Raw genomic sequence first — 26,586 nt, forward strand, 5'->3', positions numbered from 1 at the left:
CCTCCGCGCCGCCGGACAACACCCCGCCGGCCGGCGCCACCGGGCAGGACCCGCCCCCTCCGGCCGGCACCCCGCAGTTCTATGTGCACGAGGGTGACAAGGCGATAGCCCTGACCATCGACGACGGGCCCAGCTCCAAGTACACCCCGCAGGTGTTGGCGTTGCTGGCGCAGTACAAGATCGCGGCGACGTTCTGCATGATCGGCGAGAGTGCCGACAAGCACGCCTCGCTGGTGGCCGAGGTCAGCGCCGCAGGTCATCTGGTGGCGAATCACACCTGGACCCACCCGAACCTGTCGAAGATGACGGCTGCACACATAGCCGCTGAGATCGAGCGCACCAACGACGCGATCACCAAAGGCGGCGCGAAGCAGCCGGTCCTGTTCCGTGCCCCCGGCGGCAACTGGTCCCCGACCGTGTTCGAGGTCTGCGCCAAGCTGGGCCTGCGGCCCCTGGACTGGTCTGTCGATCCGCGCGACTGGTCACGCCCCGGCACCGACCACATTGTCCAGAACGTCATGAGTCACACCAAGACCGGCTCTATCATCCTGGAGCACGACGGCGGCGGGGACCGCTCCCAAACAGTCGCCGCGCTACAGAGGTTCCTGCCGCAGCTACTCGAAGCTGGCTACCACTTCGTTCAGCCTTAAGAAGTCGAAACGCGGCCAGCCCTGCGCCAGCAGCTCTACCAACCTCCCGACGTCCTGTCCGAAGAACCGGTCCCCGGTCCCGGACGGCAGCACGGCCGCCACCTCGTCCAGCGCCCCGGCTAGCCGGTCCGCGTCGTGCGGGAGCCGGGCACCCAGGCCCCGGGCCTGTTGTAGCGCCAGCAACTCGCATGCCAGCACTTCGCGCAAGCCCTCGCTCGCCAACCGGCAGTCCTCTGCCGCCTCGACCGAGAACGTCTGCGCATCCTCCTGGCCCGCCGACGTCTCCATCGTCCCGACGGTCGACGGCACGGCGAAGCGGCGCAGCGCGTGAACCACGCCGACCGCCCGCTTGTGCACCGGCGACAGTCCAGTGTGCGGACCGGGGTCGGGGGAGAGCTGCGCGTTCAGGCCGCTCGTCTTGGGATCGAGCATCCGGTGCAGCCGCGTCGCCCCGAGCTCCGCGGCCCCGATCACCGCCACCGTCAGGATGTGCAGGTGCGCCGCGAGGTCGTACCCGTGAAAGCCCGCCGTGCCCAGGAAACGGCCGCCGCCGTCCTCCTGCTCCACATACGCCGGGGAGTCGGTGATGCCCTCTAGCGCGCGCAAGACGGCCGCGTCCAGCATTGTCACCGCGCGGTCCAAGTGTGCCAGCACCTGGCCGGAAACCCGGAACGACACAGGCGGTTGCAGAGCGCGCGGCGCCACCTGCGTCCCGGCCAGCGCGAACAACTCGGCGCTCACCCGCCCCAGCACCTCGTCTCCCCGCGCCAGCACTGGGTCGATCGCGTCGTACGCCGCGCCGGTCAACGCGAACTCCGCCGCCACGATCGCCAAGCTCTGACGCAGCAGCGCACGGGCATCCTCGGCACGCAGAATCGCCAAAGCCGTTGTCACCGGCACGCCCTGAATCAGCGCCACGCCCTCCTTCGGGCCCAGCCGCAATGGCGCGAGACCCGCAGCCGCGAGCGCGGCCTCAGCCGGGACAGGCTCCGCGTCGGCCGCGACCGGCAGCGCATCCGCCGGGACCGACTCCGCAGTGGCAGTGGCAGCACCGAAGCGAGGATCGGCCAGAACCAAGCCCCGACCGCTGATCGGCGCGGCCAAATGCGCCAGCGCCAGGATCTCGCCGGCGCTGCCCAGCCCGCTCCGCGGAATCGCCGGAAGCACATCGTGCGCGAGCATCGCGGCAAGCTGCTCGCACAGCGCCGCACTGACACCGCTGTCGTTGTTGAGGAACGTCCGCAGCCGCACCGCGAGAACCGCTCGCGTCTCCTCCCTCGTCAGCCACGGCGCGCCGCCCGCAGACCGCGCGAGCATCAACGCCTCCTGATGCCGCGCCTGCTCCGCCTCGCCGAGCCGACGCTCGCTGAGGGCGCCCATTCCGGTGTTGACGCCGTATACCGGATCCCCGGACTCCAGAGCGTGCCGAACTTGGGCACGCCGCGCCGCGATCCGGCCGGTCAACTCCGCGGATAGCTCCGGGACGGCGCCGACGCGTGCGATCCGCAGGACCTCAGCTGCCCCGAGATCGGCGGCCGACCCGATGCGGAGGCGACCGCCCGGCTGCTGCGCAGGCTGTCCGGGCTCTCCGAACTGGCCCAAGGGATCACGGCGCGTCATATCACCGATACCGCAGCATCGTGCCGACGTCAGCCTGCTCAGCCCGCTCCAGAATCAGCTGGCCGACCGCAACGTCGAGAATCGACAGCCCGCGATGCCACAACAAGATCCGCTCCTCCGGATTCTCCCGCCCGGGCTTCTGACCCGAGACCACCGCGCCGAGCTCGGCGTAAAGCGTCTCCATGGACAGCTTGCCGCTGTCCACGTGATGCCGCAGCGCGCCGAACCGGCCGGACTGGGCCTCGCGCCAGTCGTCGACGACGACCTTGTCCATGACGTCGAGCAGGTCCTCCGAAACGGCGCTGACCGTCCCATACGGCACGACGAACGCCCCCCGCTTCACCAGCCCCGGATGCAGCACCGGCGACGGCTCGGTGAGCCGCGTGGCCTCGACCAGGATGTCCGCGCCGTCGAACGCCTCGGCGGCGCTGTCGACGACGCGCACCGGCGTGTCGGTGGCCGCGCGCAGCTGTTCGGCGAAGGCCTCGCGCGACTCGGGACGCCGGCTCGTCACCCGGATCTCGTCGAGGTCGAACAGCGAGTCGAGCATCGTGACGTTGGAGAACGCCGTGCCGCGCGCGCCGACGTGGCCGAGTACCCGGGCGTCGGGGCGGGCCAGGTGCCGGGCGCCGACCGCGGTCATGGCGCCGGTACGGGCCTCGGTGATGAAGGTGGCGTCGATGATGGCGCGCGGGATGCCGTTGGTGGGGTCGTAGAGGGTGAGCAGCGCCAGCTCGCTGGGCAGCCCGAGCTGGAAGTTCGGCACGAAGTCCCCGACCACCTTCACCCCGCTGACGCCGTGGTCGCCGAGGGTGGAGACGTGCCCGCGCAGCACGTTGAAGTGGCCGACCCCGCCGTTGTTCGGGACCAGGTGCGTGCGCGGCTCGAACACGGTCTCGCCGCGGCCGTGCGCGGCGACGACGTTCTCGACGGCGTCGATGATCTCCGCCTGGCCGATGCCCAGCTCCTCGACGTCCGGGCCGGACAGGAACCTGAGCCAGATGCCGTCTTTGCCGTCGTGCTGGGCCTGATGAGGGTGCATAGGTGATCCCGTCCTACCGAACGCTGGTGGGTTTGTGGTCAGGGCGCGGTCCGGATCCCGGCCCGCGCATCAGGAGCAGGCCCGCTGGTATTCCACCTGCTCCAGCGGGTTCCCGTCGCCGAAATCGTGCGTGGTCACGGCACCGGTCTCGGCGAACCCGGACTTGCTGTAGAACCGGCGCGACTGCGGCGTGTCCCGGAGTGTCCACAGATGGACGTGTGTGAATCCGCGTTCGCGCAGGTGGCGCAAGGTGTGGGTCATGAGTTCGGCGGCCACGCCGGTGCCCCAGCCGTCCGGGTGACTGTAGAAGCTGAAGATCTCCGCGGATCCCGGCCGGGTCGGCGACGGTACGCAGTAGGAGAGGGCGAGCGGGCGGCCGTCGACGGACGCGACCAGCAACGTGCCGTCCTCGTCGGTGATCCGTTCATGCCAGCGCCCCAGCCGGTCCTCGACGCCTCGGGCGGCGAACTCGGGATCAAAGAACGGAGCATAGGCGACCGCCCAGGACGCGGAATGAATCCGTCCGAGCGCGTCCCCGTCCGCCGGGACGGCCAACCTGACCTCAATCATCTGATCATGCTAGCCGGGCCCGCCGTCCGGCCATTGACTCGATGGGTCCGGGCTCGATATATATCGAGCATCGAGCTATCGAGGTGGGCTCGGACACGGGGAGTCTTCGACGAGGCCGAGTCGCGGTGGCGGTGGCCGTCCGGGGCCGAGCGCGCCGACCTGTGCGCCGCGTCGTTGTACTTGCCACTCGGCTATGAGCACGTCGTCGGTGACCTGGAGCCTTCGAAGGCTGCGTTGCCGCTGGCCGCCGCGTTGGCCGCGCGGCCTGCTGCGGTGCTGGAACTGACGCCGCCCTTCGTCATCGCGGCGCTCGATCCGGTCAGCGGTGAGCTGTCTCTGCACACTGATGCCGTCAGTGTCGGCCGCTTGTACGAGCTGAGGTTCCCCGGCGGCTGGGTCACGGCGGTGCCCGGAGGCGCCGTGGTCCGCTACCGGCCCGAGGCCGGCGGCCGGCAGATCACGCGGCTGGACGCGGTCGCGGCCTGGGCGGAGGCCGGTCGCGGTGACGCGCTGCAGCCGGACCGGGTCGAGGCCATCGCCGAGATCAACGGCACGACCCGGCCGACGCCGCAGACGCCCGTCGACGTGCCACCGGCCGCCCCGAAGCGGCCGTTCGAGCCCGTGGTCAAGGTGCGGAGGGTGTCGTCGCGCTGGCTGCGGAAGGCGTCGATCCGCGTCGCGCCGAATTAGCGAGGTATCCGAACTGTCAGGGTATTGCGAGGACTTCGATCGGCACGGCAGAACCGGAGCCCGCACGCAGCGGACGCCGGTTCTGCTCGCTCAAGCGGACGTCACTGTGTGGTGAGCGACGTGTCGTCGAGGATGAAGTTGGTGGTACCTCCGTTCTTGTCGGTCTCGGCGCCGATGAACTTCAGCGCGATGCTCTGTCCCGCGTAGGCGGACAGGTCCGCGGTGCGCTGCGCGTAGCCCGAGGCCTTGTTCAGGTTGGAGAAGGTGCCGAGTGTGCCGAGCACCGTGCCGGCCGAGTTCACCGCCTGCACCGTGAAGGTGTCGGGTTTGGCGGTCGTGGTCTTCTCGGTCGAGTCGATGTGCAGCCAGTAGGACAGCGTCGCCTTGCATCCCGAGGGCACCGCGACGGTCTGCGAGATGGTGTCAGTGTCCTTGCTCCCGTTCCCGTCGAACCACGCGACGTAAGAACCCGAGTGGGCCGGTTCCGCCGACGTGGCCTTGGTGATCGGGCTGAGGTTCAGCGTCGAGGTCTGCGTCCAGCCGGTCGCCCCGGATTCGAAGCCCGGGTTCGTCAGCAGCTGCGCCGACGAGCACGTGCTCGGCGTGAACGTCGCGGTGTACGTGGTGTCGGCGGTCGGGGTGACGGCGTGCGTCTGCGCGCCGCCGTCGGACCAGGAGGCGAACGTCTGCGCCGCGCCAGAGGCGTCGGTCTGGTTCGGCGCGGTCAGGTGCAGCTGGTAGCCGGCCCACGAGGTGACGGTCGCCGGGGTGGTGACCGTGCCGCCGGGGTCCACGTCGTCCTCGGCGATCCCGATCTTCAGCCCGGACGGTTGCGACGCGAGACTGATGTGTACGAGCTGAGGATTGAAGTCCTGTTCGATCGTCTGTGTCACGCCGTTCGCGTCGGTCCCCGACAGGCAGACGAGCAGCCGGCTGTTCCCCTTGATCGCCGAGAACTCCTCCGCCGGCGGTGCGACGAACGACGTCGCCCCGTCGCCGGCCACCGGGTCCAGCACCGGGTGCACGTGGTTGATGTGGAACAGCCACACCTGCCAGGTCAGCGCCGAAGCCGGGAGGGTGGCGCCGCTGCCGGCGACCGCGGAACCGGACGGGGTGTAGGTCTGGCCGACGGTGAACGTGCTGGTCGGGGTCGGGGAGCTGATGGTCAGCGCCGGTGGCGCGTCGTCGGTGCGGACCGTGCCGGTCGCCGGTGCCGAAGTGCCGCCGGCGCTGTTGGTCACGGTCAGCTTCGGCGTGAAGTTGCCGACCGTGGTGTAGGTGTGGGTGGTCGTCGGCGTCGTGGTGGTCGCCGTGGCGCCGTCGCCGAAGTCCCACTTGTAGGTGAGCGCGCGGCCGTTGGGGTCGCTGCTCGCCGATCCGTCGAAGGACACGGTGAACGGCGGCTTGCCCGCGGTGGTGGCGTGCGTCGAGCAGTAGTTGAGCAGCCCGCCGGCCGCGTTGGTGGTGAACGAGGCGTTCGGCGTCGTCGTCCCCGACGTCACCCTGTGGACGGTGCCGCCGATCAGGTCGGTGTAGTACAGCGCCTGCTGCGTGCCGGTCCCGCCCGGGCTCTGCGGTCCGAACCACATCGAGATCCCCGCCGCCCCGGCCGAGAACGTCTTCAAGCCGGTGCCGCTGGTCCCGGTGGCGTTGATCAGGTACTGGTTCTTCTTCACGTAGTCGCTGAACAGGTAGTCACCGTTGTAGGACGGGTTCCACGCCCCGTTCGGCACGAACGCGCCGCCGGTGATGGACCCGCGGCCGCCGCCCATGTTGTCGGCGTAGGAGAAGTACGGGTCGACGTACTTCGGGTTCGACGGGCTGCACGGCCCCTCGCAGTTCGGCCAGCCGTAGTTCCCACCGACCTTCAGCAGGTCGATCTCCTCGGTGGTGTTCTCGCCGACGTCGTCCACGAAGATCCGCGTCCCGGAGGCGTTCGGGTCCTGGGCGATCCGGAACGGGTTGCGGAAGCCGTAGGCGTAGATCTCCTGGCACTTGCCGGAGCTGATGGGACCGGTGGCGCAGCGGGCCGTGCCCGAGCCGCTGAACGGGTTCCCGGCCGGGATCGTGCCGTCCGGCTTGATCCGCAGGATCTTGCCGTTGAGCTTGGTCAGGTCCTGCGCGGCCTGGTTCGAGGGGTCGCAGCCCTCCAGGCAGTGCCCGTCGCCGACCGAGACGTACAGGTCGCCGTCCTTGCCGAAGACCAGGTCGCCGCCGTTGTGGAAGCCGTCGCCCTGGATGCCGTCGATCAGCACCTTCTCGCTGCCGGCCACGACGTGGTCCGTGGCGTCCAGGGTGAAGCGCGAGACCCGGTTGAAGCAGCTGCCGTTGGTGCTGTGGCTGTAGTACACGTAGATGAAGCCGTTGGCGGCGAACGCCGGATCGACCGCGACGCCGAGCATCCCGCGCTCGTCCTGGCCGGGCTGCTTGGCGCAGATGAAGCCGGATCCGTCGAGCGCGAGCGTCTGGGCGCCGGCGGTGCTGTAGGCGTAGAGCTCGCCCGGCTTCGTGGTCACGAGCATGCGGCCGTCGGGGGTGAAGCTCAGCCCGACCGGCAGCGTGACGTTGGCGACGACGGTGTCGGAGAAGCCGGTCGGCGGTGTCGCGACCGCGTTCCCGGCGACCGCGTACACCCCGAGCAGCGTCAGGGCCGCGGCCAGCGCCGATCGCAGGAGCAGGCCTGTCATCCGTGGTCTTTGGAGCCTTGGTCTTCTCACGTTCCGATCTCCTCACCCGGTGGATTCCGACGAGTTAGGAAAGATTACTAACGAGAAACGCTGGGAAATATATGAGATACGTTTCGGTCCGTCAAGGGTCTGATTTGCGGGTTCCTATGGCGCTCACCGGGCATTGACGGGCCTGCGGGCCGGCGCTACGGTGCCATCCGGTTAGGAAAGTTACCTAACTATCTGGCGGAGGGCTGGCGGAAGGCTGGCGGAGGGTGACGACGATGACGTTCTCGGATGCGGACGAGATCCCGGCGGCGACCGGCGTCTGGCTGGTGGGCGCCCGGGGCTCGGTCGCGGTGACCGCGATCGCCGGGGCCGCCGCGCTGCGAGCCGGGCTGCTGGAGCCGATCGGCTGCGTGACCGCGGCGCCGGAGTTCGCCGCGGCCGGGCTTCCCGACTACGCGGACCTGGTGTTCGGCGGCCATGACGTCAGCGACGTCAGCGTCCTGAAACAGGCGGCCGAGCTCGCCGCCGACGGGGTGCTCCCGGCCGGGATCCTCGCGGCCGTGGCCGACGGGCTGCGCGCGGCCGACGACGCGATCCGGTCGGTGCCGCCGTCCGCCTCCGACGACCGGCCGGTCCGGGAGCGCATCAGGAGCCTGATCGCCGACATCGAAGAGTTCCGGACCGCCCGGCGGCTGCGCCGGGTCGTGGTCGTCAACGTGGCGTCGACCGAGCCGCCGACCCCGGAACAGCCCTGGCAGCACAGCCTGGCCGAGCTGGAGGCCGCGCTGGACCGGGACGAGGCGGAGCTCGCGCCGAGCTCGCAGTACGCCTACGCCGCGATGCGGGCCGGCTGTTCCTACGTGGACTTCACGCCGTCGACCGGCGCGCGATCGCCCGCCCTGGACGAGCTGGCCCGGTCGGTCGGCGTCCCCTACGCCGGCAGCGACGCGAAGACCGGCGAGACGCTGCTCGTCTCCGCGCTCGCGCCGATGTTCACCTCGCGTGCTCTGCGGGTCCGCTCGTGGTCCGGGACCAACCTGCTCGGCGGCGGCGACGGCGCGACCCTCGCCGATGCCGGAGCCGCGGCGAGCAAGACCGTCTCGAAACGCCGGGGTCTGGACCGGCTGCTCGGCACGCCGGTCGAGGGCCGCACGCACATCGACAACGTCCCCACGCAGGGCGGATGGAAGACGGCGTGGGACCACATCGGGTTCGAGGGCTTCGGCGGCGTCCGGATGACGTTGCAAGTCACCTGGCAGGGTTGCGACTCGGCGCTGGCCGCGCCGCTGGTGCTGGACCTGGCGCGGCTGCTCGCCAGAGCCCACGACGGCGGCGCGGTCGGCGCGTTCGCCCCGGCCGCGTTCTTCTTCAAGGACCCGGTCCCGGCCGGGCCCGGGGCGGACGTCGACTACCGGCTGGCGAGCCAGTACGAGGCGCTGCTGGCTTGGGCGGCCTCGGTGGCAGGCTGTTGATGGCCGACACCAGGGCACTGGTCGAACTGCTCCGGGCCCCGGCGGCCTTCAGCGTGCCCGGCGACGTGTTCGCCGGAGCCGCCGCGGCCGGGCGGCCGATCGGCGCGCGCGCCTGCGGCACCGCGGCCGCCTCCGTGTGCCTGTACTGGGCCGGGATGGCGCTCAACGACCACGCCGACCGGTTCGTCGACGTCTTCGAGCGGCCCGAGCGGCCGCTGCCCTCCGGCCGGGTCCGGCCCGGGACCGCCCTGGCGATCGCCGGAGGCCTGACCGCCGCCGGACTCGGCATCGCGGCGCTGTCCGGGGGAGTACGAACCCTGACGGTCGCCGTCCCGCTGGCCGCCGCCGTGTGGGGATACGACCTGGCGTACAAGGACCGGACCTGCGGCCCGGCCGTGATGGCCGCCGCCCGAAGCCTGGACGTGCTCATGGGCGCGGGTGTCGGGGCGCTGCGAGCCGCGGCACCGGCCGCGGCCGTCGTCGGCGCGCACACCCTGGCCGTCACCGTGCTCAGCCGCGGCGAGGTGCACGGCGCGTCCCGGCGTGTCGCCGCGACGACGGCGGCCTTGAGCGGCACGGCGGCCGGCGGCGCGCTGGCCGTACTCGGTCGCGGCCGACGATCCACGCCGCGACCCCAGCGCGCCTTCGCCGCGGCGCTCGCCGGCCTGTACACGTGGCGTTTCGGCGGCGCACAGGCTGCGGTCGCCCGTGACGGCCGCGCCGACGTCGTCCGCAAGGCCGTCGGCGCGGGAATCATGAGCCTGATGCCGCTGCAGGCATCCCTCATCGCCGGCCGCGGCGAACCCCTCGCGGCCCTGCCGATCGCCGCGGCCGGCCCGCTCGCGCGCCGCCTGGCCCGCACGGTGTCTCCGACATGACGGACATGACGCGCTTCGGCTACGGCACCAACGGCTTCGCCGACCACCGCATCGAAGACGCCCTGGCGATCCTGGCCGACCTCGGGTACGACGGTGTCGCGCTGACCCTGGACCACCAGCACCTGGACCCCTACGCCGCCGGCCTCGCCGCGCGCGTCTCGGCGCTGGCCCGGCTCCTGGACCGGCTGGGGCTCGACGTCGTCATCGAGACCGGCGCGCGCTACCTGCTCGATCCGTGGCGCAAACACCAGCCGACGCTGGTGTCCGCGGAGCCCGAAGGCCGGGCGGCGCGCGTCGATCTGCTGACCCGCGCGGTGCGGATCGCCGCTGATCTCGGTGCGCAGGCTGTGTCGTTCTGGAGTGGGACAGCGTCAGGGGACTGCGACAGTGCGACCGTCCTCGACCGGTTGGCGGCGGGCTGCCAGACGGTGCTCGCCGCGGCACAGGACGCGGGCGTCGTCCTCGGCTTCGAACCGGAGCCGGGCATGGCGATCGACACCCTCGACCGGTTCGCCGAACTGCGCGACGTCCTCGGCCGCCCCGACGGGTTCGGCGTGACGCTGGACATCGGCCACTGCCGGTGCGTGGAGCCGGTCCGGGTCGCCGACTGCGTCGCGGGGGTCGCGGACTTCCTGGTCAACGTGCAGATCGACGACATGCGCCGAGGCGTGCACGAGCACCTGGAGTTCGGCCAGGGGGAGATCGACTTCCCGCCGGTGCTGCGGGCGGTGTCAGAGGCCGGATACACCGGCCTGGTCTCCGTCGAGCTGCCACGCCACTCCCACGCCGCCGTACGCGTGGCGGCCGAATCGTTGACGTTCCTGCGGAAGGCGGCGGAATCTGCATGACGGGCCCGATCTCAGTATGCGATCTCGAAGCCGTCTTCTCGGCCGGAGCTTCGGACCGCGCGCGGGAATGGCTGGCCGGCGCGCGTCGGCAGGTCGCCCGAGACCGTGATGAGCTTCAGATCCTGTTCCCCGCGGCCGCCCGGGCCTGCGGTCGGGCGCCGCTGCCGCACTCGGACGGCTGGCGCACCGACGACGCGGCCCGCGTGCTCGTCCTGGCCTCGATGGCGTGGCCGGTCCCCCGTGAGCTTCGCGGCCTCTACGACCACGGCGACGCCGACGAGAAGCGCGCGGTCCTGTTGGCTCTGGACTTCATCGACGTCGGCGACGGCGGGTTGGCGATCGTCGAGGACGCGTTGCGTACCAACGACACCAGACTCATCACCGCCGCGCTCGGCCGCTACGGTGCGCGGCGTCTGACGCCGTCCGCCTATCGCCAGGCGATCCTCAAAGCAGTGTTCTGCGGTATCCCGCTGGCCGCGGTGTCCGGGCTGGCGGACCGCGCCGACGCGGAACTGGCCCGGATGCTGGACGACTTCGTCCGGGAGCGATCCGTGGCCGGGCGCGCGGTTCCCGACGACGTGTGGTTGATTCTCGCCCGATTCCCTCGGCTCAGGAGCAGTTGATGCGCATCTTCGATCCGCACGTCCACATGACCTCGCGGACCACCGACGACTACCGGGCGATGGCCGCGGCAGGCATCCGGGCGCTGGTCGAACCCGCGTTCTGGCTCGGTCAGCCGCGGACCTCGGTCGGCAGCTTCGTCGACTACTTCGACGGGCTGCTCGGCTGGGAGCCGTTCCGCGCGGCGAGTTTCGGCGTGCGGCACCACTGCGCGCTGGCGCTGAATCCCAAGGAGGCCAACGATCCCCGCTGCCGGGAGGTGCTCGACGTGCTCGACCGCTACCTGGCCAAGGACCGGGTGGTCGCGGTCGGGGAGGTCGGCTACGACTCGATGACGCCGCAGGAGGACGAGGTGTTCGCGATCCAACTCGACAAGGCGCTGCGGCACGATCTGCCCGTGCTCGTGCACACGCCGCACCGGGACAAGCGGGCCGGGACCCGGCGGAGCCTGGACGTGGTGCGCGAGTCGGGGCTGCCGCCGGGGCGGGTGCTGCTCGACCATCTCAATGAACTGACGGTCGCTTCGGTGCTGGAGGCCGGGTGCTGGGCCGGGTTCTCGATCTATCCGGACACCAAGATGGACGAGCGCCGGATGGTCGCGGTCCTGCGCGAACACGGGACCGAGCGGATCCTGGTGAACTCCGCCGCCGACTGGGGACGCAGCGATCCGCTCAAGACCGTCCGCACCGCCGAGGCGATGCTCGCCGCCGGGTTCGACGACAAGGACGTGGACCGGGTGCTGTGGCGCAATCCGGTCGAGTTCTACGGCCAGAGCGGCCGCCTGGTGCTCGACGAGGAGCCGGGTCCGGTGCCCGAGAGCTTCCGGGGCAGCTCGGTGCGGCGTGGAGAGGTGGGGGAGTAGCGGTGCGCCTGCGTCATGCCGACGGCACTGCCGTGCATCTCGGGTACTGCGCGAACGTGCACCCGGTCGACGACGTCGCCGGGGTGCTGGAGCAGCTCGCGGTCTACGCCGAGCCCGTGCGGCTCTCGCTCGGGGCCGACCGGCTGGGGATCGGGCTGTGGCTGGCCCGCGACGTCGCGGCCGGACTGGCCGCCGATCCCAGTGCGACCACGCGCCTGGCCGTCGAGCTCGCCGTGCGCGGCCTGGAGGTGGTGACACTCAACGGCTTCCCCTACTCGGGGTTCGGGGACGCGGCGGTGAAGTACCGGGTCTACCGGCCGGACTGGTCGGACCGCCGGCGTGCCGAGTACACCGTCGACCTGGCCACGGTGCTGGCCGGGCTGCTGCCCCACGACGCGGCCCGGGGGTCGATCTCGACGCTGCCGTTGGGGTGGCGGGATCCGTGGCCGGACTCGGCGCGGGACCTGGCCCGGCGGCACGTGGACCTGGTCGGCGACCACCTCGCGGACCTGGCCGCCCGCACCGGCGCGGTGATCCGCGTCGGTTTCGAGCCGGAGCCGGGCTGCGTGATCGAACGGACGGAGCACGCGGTGAAGGCGCTCGCCGGGTTCGATCCCGCGCACTTCGGCGTGTGCGTCGACACCGCTCATCTGGCCGTCGCGCACGAGGATCCCGCCGCGGCGCTGACGATGCTGGCCGATGCCGGGATCCCGGTGGTGAAGCTCCAGGCGTCGGCCGCGCTGGAGGCGTCACAGTCCTCTGATCCGGCGACGCTGAGCGCGTTGGCGCGTTTCGTCGAACCGCGCTATCTGCACCAGACCCGGGAATCGGTGGCCGGCCGATTGTGCGGCACCGACGACCTCGACGAGGCGCTGCGTGGCGATCGTCTGCCCGGGGCGGCCCCGTGGCGGGTGCACTTCCACGTCCCGTTGCACGCCGAGGTCGCCCCGCCGCTGTCCGGGACGCACGAGGTGCTGATCAGAACGCTGATGGAGATGTTCGGCGGCGACACGGCGGTGACCGACCACGTCGAGGTCGAGACGTACACGTGGCAGGTGCTGCCCGACGGCGAGCGCCCCGGCGGCGCCGAGGAGCTGGCGCGGGGGATCGCCGCGGAGGTGGCGTGGGCGCGGGCCGGGCTCGTGCGGGCCGGGTTGGAGGCGAAGCCGTGACGCTGGTGGTGCTCGACGTCGTCGGGCTGACGCCCCGGCTGCTCCGTCACACGCCGGCGCTGCGGTCGGTGGCCGATACCGGGTTCCAGGCCCGGCTGACGCCCTCGTTCCCGGCCGTGACGTGCAGCGTGCAGGCCGGCATGCTGACCGGCGCGGATCCGGCGGAGCACGGCATCGTGGGCAACGGCTGGTACTTCCGCGACCTCGGCGAGCCGCTGTTGTGGCGCCAGCACAACCGCCTCGTCGGCGGCGACCTGTTCTGGGACGCGCTGCGCCGCGAGCGCCCCGGTGCGACCGTGGCGAACGTCTGCTGGTGGTACGCGATGGGCGCCGCGACGGACTGGACGGTGACACCGCGGCCGATCTACCGAGCGGACGGACGCAAGGACCCTGATTTCTACGCGCGTCCGCCAGAGCTGCACGACGAGCTCACCAGGCGGCTCGGGGACTTCCCGCTGTTCCACTACTGGGGGCCGACCGCGTCGATCAAGTCCACGCAGTGGATCGTGGCGGCGGCGGGGCGGATCCTCATGGCGCATCGGCCCGACGTCCTGTTGGTGTACGTCCCGCACCTGGACTACGACCTCCAGCGCTACGGCCCCGGCGATCCTCGGGTGATCGCCGCCGCGGGCGAGGTGGACAGGGCTGTCAGGCCGTTGATCGAGGCCTGCCGCGCGCGGGGCGACGACCTGCTGTGCGTCTCCGAGTACGGCATTACGCCAGCCTCCAGGCCGGTGCACGTCAACCGGGCCCTGCGCGCCGCCGGGCTGCTGGAAGTGCACACGCAGGACGGCATGGAGTACTTGGATCCGTGGGCGTCCCGTGCCTTCGCGGTCGCCGACCACCAGATCGCGCACATCTACGTCGCCGACCCCGCGGACCTGTCGCGGGCCCGCGCCGCCATCGCAGAGCTCGACGGAGTCGACGAGGTCCACGGCGCGGAGGGCAAGGAGAAGCTGCGCATCGACCACGCCCGCGCCGGCGATCTCATCGCCGTCGCCGACCCTGACGCCTGGTTCACCTACTACTACTGGCAGCGTGAAGACCGGGCCCCCGACTTCGCCAGGACCGTCGAGATCCACCGCAAGCCCGGCTACGACCCGATGGAACTCTTCTTCGACCCGGCGGACCCGACTGCGGCCAGAATCCGCGCCGCGAAGGCCCTGGCCCGCAAGAAGGCGGGGCTGCGGTACCGGATGGACGTCGTCGGGCTCGACGCCTCGGCAGTGCGCGGGTCGCACGGCCGGCTGCCGGACAGCGCGGACGACGGCCCGGTGCTGCTGTGCTCGCGACCGGAGTTCGAGCGGGAGGGGTTCGCGGCGAGTGATGTGAAGGGGCTGATGTTAGGGCTGGCTTCGCGGCGGTGACGCGCACCCCCGACCGGTGCCGAGCCACTGCTCGGCACCGGTCGGGGGTTTCGGCGTGTATCAGGATCCTGTTGGTGACCGCAGCTGCTCGTTCATGATCAGGAACGAGCCCAGCCCATGGAAGTCGTTAGTGGCCTGGGTCCGGCCGATGTAGTACGCATAGTTCCCGACGTTCGTCCCGATCGAGATGGTCGTCAGGTTCGTCAAGCCGTTGCTCCCGATCGAGAGCCTCGCGAGTACGCCGTGGTACGCCTTTTGAGCCAATGCGGTGTAATGCGAGTCGATGTACCCCTGCTGCGCGCCTCGCGAGAGCGTGTACGCGTTCATGCTGGAACACGACGTCTCGGTCCAGTTCCCGGCACCGGTGGGCTTGTCGATGACCTGGAACCACCGCCCCGTCGCCGGATCCTGATACTTCTCCAGTCCGGCGGCGAAGCGGCTCAGGTCCGCGAGCAGCGTGGCCCGCCCCGGCTGCGTGGTCGGCACGTCGTCCAGCGCGGTCACTACCGCCATGCCGTACCAGCCGTTCGCCCGGCACCACTGCTCCGGGGACAGCCCGGTCGTCGGGTTGGCCCAGCTCGCGGTCTTGGACTCGTCGTAGGCGTGCTGGAGTAGGCCGTTGGGCTGCTGCAGGTGGTTGGCGTAGACGGTGAGCTGCTTGACCGCCTCGGCCTCGCCGGCCGGGTCGTTGAACTCCTTGCCGTACTCGGCGAGGAAGGGCACGACCATGTACAGCCCGTCGTCCCACAGCTGGTGCGCGCGGGAGGAGGTGTCGGCGTGCCAGAACCCGCCGTCGGAGGTGCGCGGGTAGGTGTTCAGGCGGTGGCGGATCGTCGCCGCCGCGACCGCGTACCGGGACTGGCCGGTCTCGTGGTGCAGGATGATCAGCAGCCGCCCGGCGAGCATGCTGTCCAGGCTGCTGAAGCTCTGCTTGATGGTGCCGTCGGCGGCGACGAAGCGGTCGACCCAGGCCTTCAGATACGTCAGATACGACGCATCGTGGGTGCGCAGGTAGACCTGGTACTGGCCGTAGAGGTAGAGCCCGACGGGGTACGACCAGCCGCCGATGGTGGCCGGGGTGAAGCGCTGCATCGTGGACTTGACCACCGCGACCGACCAGTCGGTGGTCGCCGCGGCCCTGGCCGGCACCGCGCCGGCGGCGGCCAGGGCGGTCGCCAGGAGCATGAGCAGGTACTGTCGCAGAACACGGACTCTGGATCTTCGCATATCAGGACCCTTCCGACACGTCGACGGAATCGCCATACGATATACGATGTATCGGCCCAGAGGATTCTTGTCAAGGATCCTTACACGTTTGTCCGCGCAGGCGCGCGGCGAAGTGGCAGGTGCGGCGAGCCCCGCTCTAGTCGCGCTTGCGCGCCGTCCCGCCCCAGACCCCGACGTCGGCGGGCTCGCCGAACGGGTTGGGATCCGGCCGCCAGAGCTGGATCGGCACGATGCCGGGCTCCACCACGTCCAGCCCGTCGAACAGCCCGACGATCTGCTCGGGCTCGCGCAGGTAGTACGGCGCGCCGCCGCTCTCGTTGTAGAGCGCGGTGGCCTTCGCGTTCGCCTCGTTGGTGATGGCGCTCTCGTTCAGAGCCAGATAGCTGCCCGGCGGCAGCGCCTGCATCAGGGTATTGACGATCGACTTGGCCTGCGCGTCGTCGTCGGCGTTCGACACGTGGCCGAGCACCTGCATCAGGATCAGCGCGACCGGCTCGTCGAAGTCGAGGGTCTTGCGGGCCTCGCGGATGATCGTGTCGGGGTCCAGCAGGTCCGCCTCGATGTAGGCGGTGGCGCCCCGCGGGTCGCTGATCAGCAGCGCGTTGGCGTGCGCCAGGATCAGCGGATCGTTGTCGACGTAGACGATGCGGGCCTCGGGGTCGACCCGCTGGGCGACCTCGTGGGTGTTGTCGGCGGTGGGCAGCCCGGTGCCGATGTCCAGGAACTGGCGGATCCCCACTTCGCCGGCGAGGTGCCGGATGACGCGCCCGAGGAAGTACCGGGAGAGCCGGGCCAGGTCGAAGATCCCCGGGTAGACGGCGGCGAACTGGTCGCCGGCCTCGCGGTCCACCGCGTAGTGGTCCTTGCCGCCCAGCCAGTAGTTCCAGACCCGGGCCGAGTGCGGCACGGTGGTGTCGATCCTGGGTATGTCCTGCGCCTCAGGGATCTCGGGCTCGCCGGTCATCGTGGCTTCTTTCTATCTCCGGGCTCTGACACTCTTATTCCTAACACAGATTCCCGGCGCCGTGCGTGTTCATGGGTTGAGGGGTTGTGGGTACAGTGGTGTGCGCAAGGAAGGGGACGCAGATGGCGGCCGATCGCGGTGAGCAGGCCCTTGACAACAGCCTGGGAAACCCGACGGTCCCGCGGATCCTGTTGGGGGCCGAGTTGCGCCGTCTGCGCACGGCCGCGGGCATCAGCAGGGGCTCGGCGGGCTACGCGATACGCGGCTCTGATTCGAAGATAAGCCGCATGGAACTGGGGCGGATAAGCTTCAAGCCGCGCGACGTCGCGGACCTGCTGACTTTGTACGGGGTCTGCGACGAGTCCGAGCGCGCCATGCTGTTGGAGCTCATGGACCAGGCGAACGCGCAGAGCTGGTGGCACGAGTTCGCCGACGTGGTCCCCGGCTGGTTCGAGGCGTACCTCGGTCTGGAGGACGCCGCCTCGGTCATCCGCTGCTACCAGACCCGCCTGGTCCCCGGTCTGTTGCAGACCGAGGACTACGCCCGTTCGGTGATCCGGCTGGGGCATCCGCTGGCCGATCCGGTCGAGGTCGAGCGCCGGGTGGCGTTGCGGATGAACCGGGCAAGGGTACTGCGACGGTCGCGCCCGCCCAAGGTGTGGGCGGTCCTGGACGAGGCCGTGCTGCGCAACCCGCCGGGCGGGCGCGGCGGGCCGATGCGGGCGCAGGTCGAGTATCTGCTGGAGCTGTCTCGGCTGCCGCACGTCACGGTGCAGGTGGTGCCGTCCCACCGCAGCCCGCGGTACGCCGACGCCGGCGCCGGGCCTTTCAGCATCCTGCGTTTCCCGGAGGCGGCGCTGCCGGACATCGTCTATCTCGAACAGCTCACCAGCGCCACCTACCTGGACAAGGCCGACGACCTCGACGTCTACGCGACGGTCATGGATCAGTTGTGTTTGGACGCGATTCCGGCTCCTGACACGGTCGGGCTCTTCAACGACGTGATCAACGGGCTGTGATGCTGCTTCGGTGACTCTGCTTCAGTGACCCTGCTTCAGCGACTCAGTAGCCTGACGGCGTGCCGTAATACGTGGGTTTGCGCGGCGTGTAGTGCTCTTCGAGCGCGGTCACCTCATCGTCGGTGAGCTGCACGTCCAGCGCGGCGGCGGCGTCGGTGAAGTGGTGCGGCTTGGTCGCCCCGACGATCGGCGCGGCCACGACCGGGTTGCGCAGCACCCAGGCCAGCGCGACCTGCGCCATCGGGACGTTGCGGGCTTCGGCGATCTTCTGGAGCGCGTCGACGGTGCCCTGGTCGCTGTCCAGGAACAGCGGCGTGCCGATCGAGTCGGCCTGCGGGCTGTTCTGGCCGCGGGTCGTGGACTTCTCGCCCCAGGGCCGCGTCACCAGGCCGCCGGCCAGCGGCGACCACGGGATCGAGCCGACGCCCTGGTCGGCGAGCAGCGGGAACATCTCCCGCTCCTCCTCGCGCATGATCAGGCTGTACTGGTCCTGCATGGAGACGAACCTGGTCCAGCCGTGCAGCTCGGCGGTGTACTGCATCTTCGAGAACTGCCACGCCCACATGCTGGAGGCGCCGAGGTAGCGGGCCTTGCCGGCCTTGACGACGTCGTGCAGGGCCTCCATGGTCTCCTCGACCGGCACGTTCGGGTCGAAGCGGTGGATCTGGTAGAGGTCGACGTAGTCGGTGTCCAGGCGCTTGAGCGAGGCGTCGACCTGCTCGAACACCGCGCGCCGGGACAGGCCGCGGCCGCCGGGGCCCTCACCCATAGGCGCGAAGAGCTTGGTGGCCAGGACGACGTCCTCGCGCTTGGTGTAGCGGCGGATCGCCTGGCCGGTGATCTCCTCGCTGGTGCCGTTGCCGTAGATGTTGGCGGTGTCCCAGAAGGTGATGCCCAGGTCCACGGCCTGGCGGAAGATCGGGTCGGCCTGGTCCGCGTCGAGCGTCCAGGCCCTTTGGCCGCCGGTGGCGAAGCTCATGCAGCCCAGGGCGATGCGGCTGACTTGGAGGCCGGAGGTTCCGAGGCGGGTGTACTGCATGGGGCTCCCTTTCGTCTTCTTTCTTCGCTTCTTCTGTCTTCGTCTTCTCAGCGGTTGATGAGCTTCTGCATGGCCTCCGGGTAGCGGTCCCCGGTGAGCTCGAACGCCGCGGCGGCGTCCTGGATCTCGGCCAGGTCCTCGCTGGTGAGCGTGACGCCGGCCCCGCCGACGTTCTCCTCCAGCCGCTCGATGCGCCGGGTGCCGGGAATCGGCACGGCGTGCGGCTGCACGGCGAGGATCCACGCGATCGCGACCTGCCCGGGCGTCGCGCCGCGCCGCTCGGCGACCACCCGCAGGAGCTCGACGAGGCCCTGGCTGGCCTGGATCGTCTCGTCGGCGAAGCGCGGGAAGATCGTCCGCCGGTCGCCCGCCCCGGACACGTCGGCCGCCGACGTGATGCTCCCGGTGAGGAAGCCCTTGCCCAGCGGGCTGAACGGCACGAAGCCGATGCCGAGCTCGGCCAGGACCGGCAGGATCTCCTGCTCCGGCTCCCGCCACCACAGCGAGTACTCGCTCTGCAGAGCGGTGACCGGCTGCACGGCGTGCGCCCGTCGCAGCACCTCCACCCCGACCTCGGACAGGCCGAAGTGCCCGACCTTGCCGGCCGCGATGAGCTCCTTGACGGTCCCGGCGACGTCCTCGATCGGCACCCCGGGGTCGACCCGGTGCTGGTAGAGCAGGTCGATGTGATCGGTCCGCAGGCGGCTCAAGGAGCCGTCGACGACCTCCCGAATGTGCTCGGGCCGGCTGTTCAACCCGTTCAGCCCCGCCGGCCGCCCGTCCGAGACCTCGAACCCGAACTTGGTCGCGATATTCACCTGATCCCGCACCGGCGCCAGCGCTTCACCAACGAACTCCTCATTCGCCCGCGCCCCATACACCTCAGCCGTGTCGAAGAAGGTCACGCCCAGGTCGACGGCACGCCGGAGCACCGCCAGCGCATCCTCCCGCGTGTGCAGACTCATGCACCCCAGCCCGACCGCGGAGACCTCCAGCCCGCCGCTGCCCAGGAGTCGCTTGTCCATGTCGGTGTCCGCCTTCCCAGTTTGATCGCATTTCGATCTCGATGCCCATCGAACACGTCCGATGCGCTGCGTGGGAGGCCCTGGTATTACCTGGCACGCGAAAGGGCCGCCCGAAGGCGGCCCCGAAGCAACGAACCGAAGAACTAAGACATCATCCCGATCCACTGCCCGCCCGTGACGTTCAGCACCTGGCCCGACACGTAGTTCGACCACGGCGAGCACAGGTAGAACACGCCGCCCGCAGCCTCCTCCGGCGTTCCGGGACGCCCCAGGGGGATCAGGAAGCTGGTGGCGCCGACCATCGCCTCGGGGATGCCCAGCTGCACCGTCTCGCCGCCGATCTCCATGGTGTTCTCGTCGGTCTTGGCGGCGGTGAGGCGGGTTTCGATGTGGCCGAAGGCTACGGCGTTCACGTTGACCTTGAACTGGCCCCATTCCTTGGCCAGGGTCTTGGTCAGGCCGACTACCGCGGACTTCGCCGCGGAGTAGTTCGCCTGGCCGGCGTTGCCCATGGTGCCGCTGACGGAGGAGACGTTCACGATCTTGCGGAAGACTTCGATGCCCTGCTCGCGCTCCTTCTTCGCCGGGTCGCGGAAGTAGGGGGCGGCGGCTCGGATGGTGCGGAAGGGGACGACGGTGTGGATGTCCAGCATGCGCTGGAACCAGTCGTCGGACATGGTGTGGATCGGTTTGTCGAGGGTGTAGCCGGCGTTGTTGACCAGGATGTCGATCTTGCCGAAGGTGTCCGCGGCCTTCGCCACCAGGGCCTCCGGGACGCCTTCGGCGGTGAGGTCGCCGGCGAACACCGCGGTGTCGGTGCCGTGGGCCTTGGCGATCTCGGCCGCGGTCTCGGCGGCGACGTCGCCGTCCAGGTCGTTGATCAGGACGCTGGCGCCCTGGGCGGCCAACAGGTCGGCGGTGGCACGGCCGATGCCGCGCGCCGATCCGGTGACGATCGCGACCTTGCCGTCCAGGACTCCCATGTACTGCTCCTTGGTAGATGACGTGATGGTTGTGTACTGATAAAGCTCGGTGCTGCTCAGGGCCGGCGGAAGAGCGCCAGGCCGTCCTTGATCACGACTTGGTCGGCATCGGAGGACGTTTCGAAGGCGAAGCCGTGCGATCCAGCCCGTGACCCCGCCGCCGCCCACACCCGAGTGCTGATGTCCTGCCCGGGCAGCACCGGCCTGGCGAAGCGTACGGCCAGCCGCTCCAGGTTGCGAGGGTCGGCCTCGGCGACACAGGTTTCTTGGGCGATACAGCTCACGGCGTGCGAGGCGAACGCCATCGTGCACAGCCCGTGGTTGATGATGCCGGGCAGGCCGACGGCCCGGGCGAAGTCCGGGTCCAGGTGGATCGGGTTGTGGTCGCCGGACGGTTCGGCGTAGCGGACCGTCTGGTCCTCGTCCACGTGCTGCTTCGCCTGGCCGACTGGCGCTTCGGCGCGGAGCGCGTCGTCCAAGGCGTGGGGCGGGGCCTGTTCGCCGGCGCTCTGCTGGTCCTGCGCGCCGCGGAAGAACGTGGACATCCACTGCTCGTTGACCAGGTCGCCGTCGGGGGTGCGGGTCTCGGACTTCACCGCGACCACGACGCCGGCCGAGGTCTGGCGCACGCCCAGCGGCGCCGAGCGCGTCAGGAGCTCCATGCCTGGAGTGATCGGGCGGTGGTAGAAGAAGTCCTGCTCGCCGTGGACCAGCATCATCAGCAGTTCCGGCGGGGCCACCGCCAGGACCGCCTCGGCGCTGGAGTCGAAGGCCGGGACCACCGCGAAGACCGGCGGCGCCAGGTCGCCCGCGCGGTGCTCGGCGATCGGGTCGTTGGTCGCCGCGGCGTAGGCGGCGATCCGTTCCCGCTCGACCGTGAAGTGCTTCTGCTCGGTCCAGACGCCGAGCGCCTCCAGGTTGAAGCTCATTGCCGTCGCCCCCTTGCGGTCGCCGCGTTGCCGGAGAACACTGTGACGCAACTGAACGTACCGTAGAATGATGTAACGATCCAGAGGGGAACCTTCACCATGTCCGAGACTTCAGGGACCGCCGGCCTGCCCGTCGAGTTCGCCGGCGCCGACCCGAACCAGCTGGCCGGCATGGTCGGCCAGCTCTCCGACGCCGAGCTGCGCGAGGTGCTGGCCGACGCCGCCCTGCGCGGCCAGGTGCTCGACGAGATCTTCCGCCGCATGGGCGACCACTTCCGCGCCGACAAGGCCAAGGGCCAGACCGTCGCGGTGCACTTCGTCATCACCGGCGGCCCGGACGGCGCCAAGGACACCTACCAGGCGTCCATCAAGGACGGTGTCTGCACGACGTCCAAGGAGCTCACCGAGCACCCGCGGGCCACCATCACCGCAGACGGCGTGCCGTTCCTGCGCCTGGTCACCGGCGGTGCCGGCGGCGTCGAGCTGTTCCTGAAGGGCAAGCTGAAGGTCGGCGGCGACATGATGTTCGCCGCGTCCGTGGCGGGGTGGTTCGCGATTCCGGGCGGCAAGTAGTCGATCATTGATAAGCACGACGGCGCGCGGGCGGCCTCGGGGGGCCGTCTGCGCGCCGTCGCGTGCCGTGCCGTCGTGTCCTGTCGTGTCCCGTCGCGCGCCGTCCCGCGTCAGCCGGTTACGCCGCCGGCTTGATGTTGGCGTTGTGCCAGAACACGTTCTCCGGGTCGTACTCGGCCTTGATCCTCGCCAGCCGCCGGTACTTGTCCGCGCCGTAGGCGGCCACGGTCCGCTCCTGGTCGGGCTCGACCATGAAGTTCACGTAGCTCCCGGTGCTGCGGGCGAACGGCAGCAGCGCCTCCCAGTACTCCTTGACCCACGCGGTGTCCGCCGCCAGCAGCTCCGGGGTCGGCGCGACGCAGGCGATGTTCACCACGTAGCCGGGACGCCGGAGCCCGCCGAACGCCGTCGCGTCGTCGGCGACGTCGGTGTAGGCGCCGCCGATCGTGAAGACCGGGGCGAACGACATGGGAGAACTCTTCTTGCCGGAGAACTCGGCCAGCACCGCGACCACGTCGTCGGTGAGCTCGTCCAGATACAGCGCCCGCTCGTAGGCCAGGATCCCGGGAGGCGCGGCGTCGTCGAGCATGGACTGCAACGCCGTGTAGGGCATCGGCGTGACGAAGTCGAACAGCGGCGGCAGCTCCCGGCGCAGGGCGTCGACGACGTCGGCGTGGTCCTCGGCCTTCCCGAAGCCCGCGATGATCACCGCGTGTCCGGGCGCCAGCTGGTACTCCGGCGGGACGAACGGTGCGGGCGGGGCGTTCATGCCGACGGCGATCACCGAGCCCATATCCCTCGGCAGCTTCGCGACCGCCTCCCGTATCGTCCGCAGCGCCTGGACGCCCTGCTCTTCGGGCCAGAACAACAGCCCCATCTGCACCATCGGCCCGACCGGATTCAGTGCGAACCGGAACTCGGTGACGACCCCGAAGTTGCTCCCGGCCCCGCGCAGCGCCCAGAACAAGTCCGGATGCGACTCCAGGGACGTCTCGACGATCCGGCCGTCGGCCAGCACCACCTGCGCCGAGACGAGGTTGTCGATCGTCAGGCCGTGGCCCGCGGTCAGCCAGCCGAAGCCGCCGCCGAGCGTCAGCCCACCGACGCCGGTGTGGCTGATCGTCCCGGCTGGCACCGCGAGGCCGTGCTCCTGGGTGGCGGCGTCGAGGTCGGACAACAGTGCGCCGCCCTGGCAGTACGCCGTTCGTGTGACCGGGTCGACCCGCACCGCCCGCATGCCGCTCAGATCGACGGTGAGCGCGTCCGGCCAGACCGCGTTGCCCGCGAAGTTGTGGGCGCCTCCGCGTACTGACACGTCCAGACCGCGGCTGCGCGCCGCCGTCAGCGCCGCCGCGACGTCCTCCGCGCTCTCACACCGGGCCACCAGCGCGGGCCGGTGGTCGATCGCGCCGTTCCAGACCGCGCGGACGGTGTCGTAGTCGGGGTCGGCGGTGGTGACGACCCGCCCCGAGAATCCCGGGATCATGCTGCTGATGTGGTCGGGCATCTCGTGTCCTTACTCTTGGAGCACTGCCAGCCAGTTCCCCGCCGGGTCCTTGAACCAGGCGATCAGCGGTCCGCCTCGCCGGTTGATCCCGTCCTCGTCGACGCCCGGCAGCATCTCGAAGCGCACGCCGCGGTCGCCGAGGCTCTTCACCGCCGCCTCGATGTCGTCGACGGGGAAGTTCAGGATGGTGAAGGTGGCCGGGACGTGGTCGGTGCCCTTGGGGTAGACCAGGATCTCGGTGTCGCCGCCGACATGCAGGCGGAGCATGCCGTTGGCCTCGGTGACGGGGACGCCGAGCGTCTCGCCGTAGAACCGCTTCGCGGCGGGGATGTCGTTCACGGAGAAGCCGCTGAAGGCTTTCGTGTTCTCGAACATGATGTGACCGTACTCGCCGCGGGCCCGCGCTGCCTGTCCTGAAACGCCGCGGGGCCCGGCATCAGGTTTTTCCCTGACGCCGGGCCCCGCGGCTATGCGGTGCGGCTATCTCACCGCACGCAGCCTCACGCGTCCGCGTGCACCGGCAGGATCGCGACGTGGTCGGTCTCCTCGGCGAGCTCGATCGCGTGCTCGTCGACCAGCGGCATCGCGTTCTTGCCCGGGAGCAGGAACACCGTCGCGATGGCGGCCAGCACGCCCAGGCCCGCGCCGACCAGCAGCGCCGTGCCGAAGCCGCCGGACAGCGCCTGCGCCGGGTTGTCGCCGGTGCCGAACAGGTGCGTGGTGCGGGCCGAGGCCACCGCGGCCAGGACCGCCAGGCCCAGGGCCCCGCCGATCTGCTGCGCGGTGTTCAGCAGGCCCGAGGCCAGGCCGGACTCCGCCTCCGAGGCGCCGGCGGTGCCGGCCACGGTCAGCGCGACCCAGGCCAGGCCGCCGCCCAGGCCGATGACGATCTGCGGCAGCAGCAGGTCGGTGACGTAGCTGCCGTTCGCCGGCATCCCGCTGACCCACAGCAGCCCGGCCGCCATCACGACCATGCCGACGATGGTGGTGGCCTTGATGCCGACCTTGGCGACCAGCTGCCCGGCGGCCGTGGCGGCGATCATGATCGACACCGCGATCGGCACCAGGGACAGGCCCGACTTCAGCGGCGAGTAGCCCAGGACCTGCTGGGTGTACAGGGTCATGAAGAAGAACGCCGGCATCAGGCCCATGACCTGCAATGCCGAGGCGACGTTCGCCCCGCGCAGCACCGGCCTCTTGAAGATCGACAACGGAACCAGCGGCTGCTTGGTCCGCGACTCGATGAACACGAAGGCCACCAGCAGCAGCACGCCGACCGCGCCCAGGCCCAGCGTCTCCGGCGAGGTCCAGCCCACCTTCTGCGCGTTGACCAGCACGAACACGATCCCGGCCAGACCCGCGGTGACGGTGAAGGCACCGGCCAGGTCGAAGCCGTTGCGCTCGCCGCTCGGCGCGCCCACCGGCAGGATGCGCGGCGCGAGCAGCGCCGCGGCGACGCCGATCGGCACGTTCACCCAGAAGCAGGCCTGCCAGCCGAACCAGTCGGTCAGCATGCCGCCCAGGATCAGGCCGACGGCACCGCCGGCCCCGGCCACCGCGCCCCAGACGCCCAGGGCCTTGTTGCGCTCGCCCTTCTCCTCGTCGGTGGAGTCCGGGAAGGAGATCAGCAGCAGGGACAGCGCGGCGGGGGAGACCACGGCCGCGGCGAAGCCCTGGAGGGCGCGGGCGCCGATCAGGAAGCCGGGGTCCGGGGACAAAGAGCCGGCCAGCGAGGCCACGGAGAACAGGATCAGGCCGCCCATGAACATCCGGCGGCGGCCCAGGTAGTCGGCCAGCCGCCCGCCCAGGAGCAGGAAGCCGCCGAACATCAAGGTGTAGGCGTTGGTGACCCAGGACAGGTCGGCCTGCTGGAAGCCCAGGCCCTTGACCAGGGACGGCAGCGCGACGCCGACGATGCCGGCGTCCAGGATCAGGACGAACTGCGTGACCGCGAGCAGCGCCAGGGCCGCCCCGCGGTTGATCGCGCGGCCGCCGTGCGGCGGGGCCGCGGCTGCGGTGGGTACAGCAGCTGACATTGGAGGCATCCCCTAAAAGCGGAAGGTGAAATACGGTTCCGGTTAACGACTGAGACAGTACCGGAGACGTCCCTCCGGTTGTCAAGTGGAACCGGAGGTCATCTTCCGGTTACCCGGGAATCGGTGTACCGTTCAACCATGGTCCTGTCCCAGAAGCCGCCCACGAGCCGACCGCTGCGCGCCGACGCCCGCCGCAACCGGGAGGCGATCGTCGCCGCCGCCGACGACCTGTTCCGCGTCGACGGCATGTCGCTGCAGATGGACGAGGTGGCACAGCGCGCGGGCCTGGGGGTCGGCACCGTCTACCGGCACTTCCCGACCAAGGAGGCGCTGACCGTCGAGCTGGTCCAGTGCCGGGTGGAGAGCACGATCAACCGCGCCGAGCAGACCATGCGGGACTGCGACCCGGCCGGCGCCCTGCGCCGCTTCATCCGGGACATGGCGGCGGTGATGGGCGAGGACATCGGGCTGCGCGAGTCGTTCCAGATGCAGGTGCTGGCCGACAACCAGCTCGACGAGTGCGTGTACTACCGGCAGGACCTGCATGAGCGAAAGCTTGCGATGGTGAAACGCGCGCAGGAGGCCGGCGTGGTGCGCGGCGACCTGGCGCTGGAGGATTTCGACGCCCTGATGTGCGGGATGGGGCAGGCGATCGTGGCCGGCGGGAACCCGACGTTGATCGCGGATGTGCTGCTGGAGGGGATGCGGGTGCCTCTGGAGCCGGTCGCGGGCGCGGAGGCTGACACGGTTGCCGGAGTCGCCGCGGTCGCTGGGTGTCCGGGGGAGTAGCCGGCACCGTAGCCGCCGCAGACTGGCG

Annotated in this window: 25 protein-coding genes; 12 read left to right on the forward strand and 13 right to left on the reverse strand. The window is 70.4% G+C overall.

Annotated features, from left to right (window positions below):
* Positions 1-650 (forward strand): polysaccharide deacetylase family protein (locus GWK61_RS21310; RefSeq protein WP_194910678.1); only part of this gene is annotated, 650 nt, incomplete at its 5' end.
* Here the strand turns inward: GWK61_RS21310 and GWK61_RS21315 are convergent.
* The 3 genes from GWK61_RS21315 to GWK61_RS21325 all read right to left on the reverse strand — a co-directional run bounded on the left by GWK61_RS21315 (position 615) and on the right by GWK61_RS21325 (position 3,882).
* Positions 615-2,252: an aromatic amino acid lyase gene (locus tag GWK61_RS21315; RefSeq protein WP_194910679.1), complete on the reverse strand. Its 1,638-nt coding sequence runs from the start codon at positions 2,250-2,252 to the stop codon at positions 615-617. The genes GWK61_RS21310 and GWK61_RS21315 overlap by 36 nt on opposite strands.
* Positions 2,253-2,271: 19 nt before the next feature.
* Entirely contained in the window at positions 2,272-3,312 is a 1,041-nt protein-coding gene (locus GWK61_RS21320; protein ID WP_194910680.1) for an ornithine cyclodeaminase family protein, read from the reverse strand.
* A 69-nt stretch (positions 3,313-3,381) separates the two neighbouring features.
* Entirely contained in the window at positions 3,382-3,882 is a 501-nt protein-coding gene (locus GWK61_RS21325) for a GNAT family N-acetyltransferase (protein ID WP_194910681.1), read from the reverse strand.
* Positions 3,883-4,056: 174 nt separating this feature from the next.
* On the opposite strand from GWK61_RS21325, the gene GWK61_RS21330 reads away from it, so the two are divergent.
* Positions 4,057-4,572: a hypothetical protein gene (locus tag GWK61_RS21330; RefSeq protein WP_194910683.1), complete on the forward strand. Its 516-nt coding sequence runs from the start codon at positions 4,057-4,059 to the stop codon at positions 4,570-4,572.
* A gap of 101 nt (positions 4,573-4,673) precedes the next feature.
* Here GWK61_RS21330 and GWK61_RS21335 read toward each other — a convergent pair whose 3' ends face one another.
* Positions 4,674-7,259 (reverse strand): PQQ-dependent sugar dehydrogenase, encoded by a 2,586-nt coding sequence (locus GWK61_RS21335; protein ID WP_194910684.1) that lies wholly within the window; start codon positions 7,257-7,259, stop codon positions 4,674-4,676.
* A gap of 263 nt (positions 7,260-7,522) precedes the next feature.
* Here GWK61_RS21335 and GWK61_RS21340 point away from each other — a divergent pair, with 263 nt between their 5' ends.
* The 7 genes from GWK61_RS21340 to GWK61_RS21370 are packed head-to-tail and all read left to right on the forward strand — an operon-like array spanning position 7,523 to position 14,467.
* Positions 7,523-8,719, forward strand: a complete 1,197-nt coding sequence (locus GWK61_RS21340) for an inositol-3-phosphate synthase (protein ID WP_194910685.1) — start codon at positions 7,523-7,525, stop codon at positions 8,717-8,719.
* On the forward strand, positions 8,719-9,597 hold the full coding sequence (locus GWK61_RS21345; protein ID WP_194910686.1) for an SCO3242 family prenyltransferase: 879 nt from the start codon (positions 8,719-8,721) through the stop codon (positions 9,595-9,597). Before GWK61_RS21340 ends, GWK61_RS21345 begins: the two co-directional genes overlap by 1 nt.
* Positions 9,594-10,445 carry a sugar phosphate isomerase/epimerase family protein gene (locus GWK61_RS21350; RefSeq protein ID WP_194910687.1) on the forward strand — a complete coding sequence of 284 codons (852 nt, stop codon included), beginning with the start codon at positions 9,594-9,596 and terminating at the stop codon, positions 10,443-10,445. Before GWK61_RS21345 ends, GWK61_RS21350 begins: the two co-directional genes overlap by 4 nt.
* Entirely contained in the window at positions 10,442-11,068 is a 627-nt protein-coding gene (locus tag GWK61_RS21355; RefSeq protein ID WP_194910691.1) for an EboA domain-containing protein, read from the forward strand. Before GWK61_RS21350 ends, GWK61_RS21355 begins: the two co-directional genes overlap by 4 nt.
* On the forward strand, positions 11,068-11,928 hold the full coding sequence (locus GWK61_RS21360) for a TatD family hydrolase (RefSeq protein WP_194910693.1): 861 nt from the start codon (positions 11,068-11,070) through the stop codon (positions 11,926-11,928). The genes GWK61_RS21355 and GWK61_RS21360 overlap by 1 nt, the downstream gene beginning before the upstream one ends.
* A 2-nt stretch (positions 11,929-11,930) precedes the next feature.
* A complete protein-coding gene (eboE, locus tag GWK61_RS21365) occupies positions 11,931-13,100 on the forward strand; it encodes a metabolite traffic protein EboE (RefSeq protein WP_194910696.1) in 1,170 nt (389 codons plus the stop codon).
* A complete protein-coding gene (locus tag GWK61_RS21370; protein WP_194910697.1) occupies positions 13,097-14,467 on the forward strand; it encodes an alkaline phosphatase family protein in 1,371 nt (456 codons plus the stop codon). Before eboE ends, GWK61_RS21370 begins: the two co-directional genes overlap by 4 nt.
* Before the next feature lie 60 nt (positions 14,468-14,527).
* Here the strand turns inward: GWK61_RS21370 and GWK61_RS21375 are convergent, their stop codons facing one another.
* Together GWK61_RS21375 and GWK61_RS21380 are read right to left on the reverse strand one after the other, a co-directional pair.
* Positions 14,528-15,694, reverse strand: coding sequence for a glycoside hydrolase family 88/105 protein (locus GWK61_RS21375; protein ID WP_194910698.1), 1,167 nt, complete (start codon positions 15,692-15,694; stop codon positions 14,528-14,530).
* A 136-nt stretch (positions 15,695-15,830) separates the two neighbouring features.
* On the reverse strand, positions 15,831-16,658 hold the full coding sequence (locus GWK61_RS21380; RefSeq protein ID WP_194910700.1) for an SAM-dependent methyltransferase: 828 nt from the start codon (positions 16,656-16,658) through the stop codon (positions 15,831-15,833).
* Positions 16,659-16,780: 122 nt separating this feature from the next.
* Here GWK61_RS21380 and GWK61_RS21385 point away from each other — a divergent pair, with 122 nt between their 5' ends.
* Positions 16,781-17,677, forward strand: coding sequence for a Sco1979 family transcriptional regulator (locus GWK61_RS21385; RefSeq protein ID WP_194910702.1), 897 nt, complete (start codon positions 16,781-16,783; stop codon positions 17,675-17,677).
* A 43-nt stretch (positions 17,678-17,720) separates the two neighbouring features.
* Here GWK61_RS21385 and GWK61_RS21390 read toward each other — a convergent pair whose 3' ends face one another.
* The 4 genes from GWK61_RS21390 to GWK61_RS21405 all read right to left on the reverse strand — a co-directional run bounded on the left by GWK61_RS21390 (position 17,721) and on the right by GWK61_RS21405 (position 21,653).
* Positions 17,721-18,716 (reverse strand): aldo/keto reductase, encoded by a 996-nt coding sequence (locus tag GWK61_RS21390; RefSeq protein WP_194910704.1) that lies wholly within the window; start codon positions 18,714-18,716, stop codon positions 17,721-17,723.
* Between the two features lie 47 nt (positions 18,717-18,763).
* Positions 18,764-19,741: an aldo/keto reductase gene (locus tag GWK61_RS21395; protein ID WP_194910706.1), complete on the reverse strand. Its 978-nt coding sequence runs from the start codon at positions 19,739-19,741 to the stop codon at positions 18,764-18,766.
* A 143-nt stretch (positions 19,742-19,884) separates the two neighbouring features.
* Positions 19,885-20,724 carry an SDR family NAD(P)-dependent oxidoreductase gene (locus GWK61_RS21400; RefSeq protein WP_194910708.1) on the reverse strand — a complete coding sequence of 280 codons (840 nt, stop codon included), beginning with the start codon at positions 20,722-20,724 and terminating at the stop codon, positions 19,885-19,887.
* 56 nt (positions 20,725-20,780) lie between these two features.
* A complete protein-coding gene (locus GWK61_RS21405; protein ID WP_194910710.1) occupies positions 20,781-21,653 on the reverse strand; it encodes a MaoC/PaaZ C-terminal domain-containing protein in 873 nt (290 codons plus the stop codon).
* Positions 21,654-21,752: 99 nt separating this feature from the next.
* Here GWK61_RS21405 and GWK61_RS21410 point away from each other — a divergent pair, with 99 nt between their 5' ends.
* On the forward strand, positions 21,753-22,226 hold the full coding sequence (locus tag GWK61_RS21410) for an SCP2 sterol-binding domain-containing protein (protein ID WP_194910711.1): 474 nt from the start codon (positions 21,753-21,755) through the stop codon (positions 22,224-22,226).
* Between the two features lie 118 nt (positions 22,227-22,344).
* Here the strand turns inward: GWK61_RS21410 and GWK61_RS21415 are convergent, their stop codons facing one another.
* From GWK61_RS21415 to GWK61_RS21425, 3 genes are all read right to left on the reverse strand, one after another.
* A complete protein-coding gene (locus tag GWK61_RS21415) occupies positions 22,345-23,733 on the reverse strand; it encodes an FAD-binding oxidoreductase (protein ID WP_194910714.1) in 1,389 nt (462 codons plus the stop codon).
* A gap of 9 nt (positions 23,734-23,742) precedes the next feature.
* Positions 23,743-24,108 carry a VOC family protein gene (locus tag GWK61_RS21420; RefSeq protein ID WP_194910716.1) on the reverse strand — a complete coding sequence of 122 codons (366 nt, stop codon included), beginning with the start codon at positions 24,106-24,108 and terminating at the stop codon, positions 23,743-23,745.
* 125 nt (positions 24,109-24,233) lie between these two features.
* Positions 24,234-25,769, reverse strand: coding sequence for an MFS transporter (locus tag GWK61_RS21425; protein WP_194910717.1), 1,536 nt, complete (start codon positions 25,767-25,769; stop codon positions 24,234-24,236).
* Positions 25,770-25,907: 138 nt separating this feature from the next.
* On the opposite strand from GWK61_RS21425, the gene GWK61_RS21430 reads away from it, so the two are divergent.
* Complete coding sequence (locus GWK61_RS21430) at positions 25,908-26,558, forward strand: TetR/AcrR family transcriptional regulator (RefSeq protein WP_194910719.1); 651 nt, start codon at positions 25,908-25,910, stop codon at positions 26,556-26,558.
* The last annotated feature ends 28 nt before the right edge of the window (positions 26,559-26,586 follow it).

This window comes from Catenulispora rubra, from assembly GCF_015356825.1.
GTDB lineage: Bacteria > Actinomycetota > Actinomycetes > Streptomycetales > Catenulisporaceae > Catenulispora > Catenulispora rubra.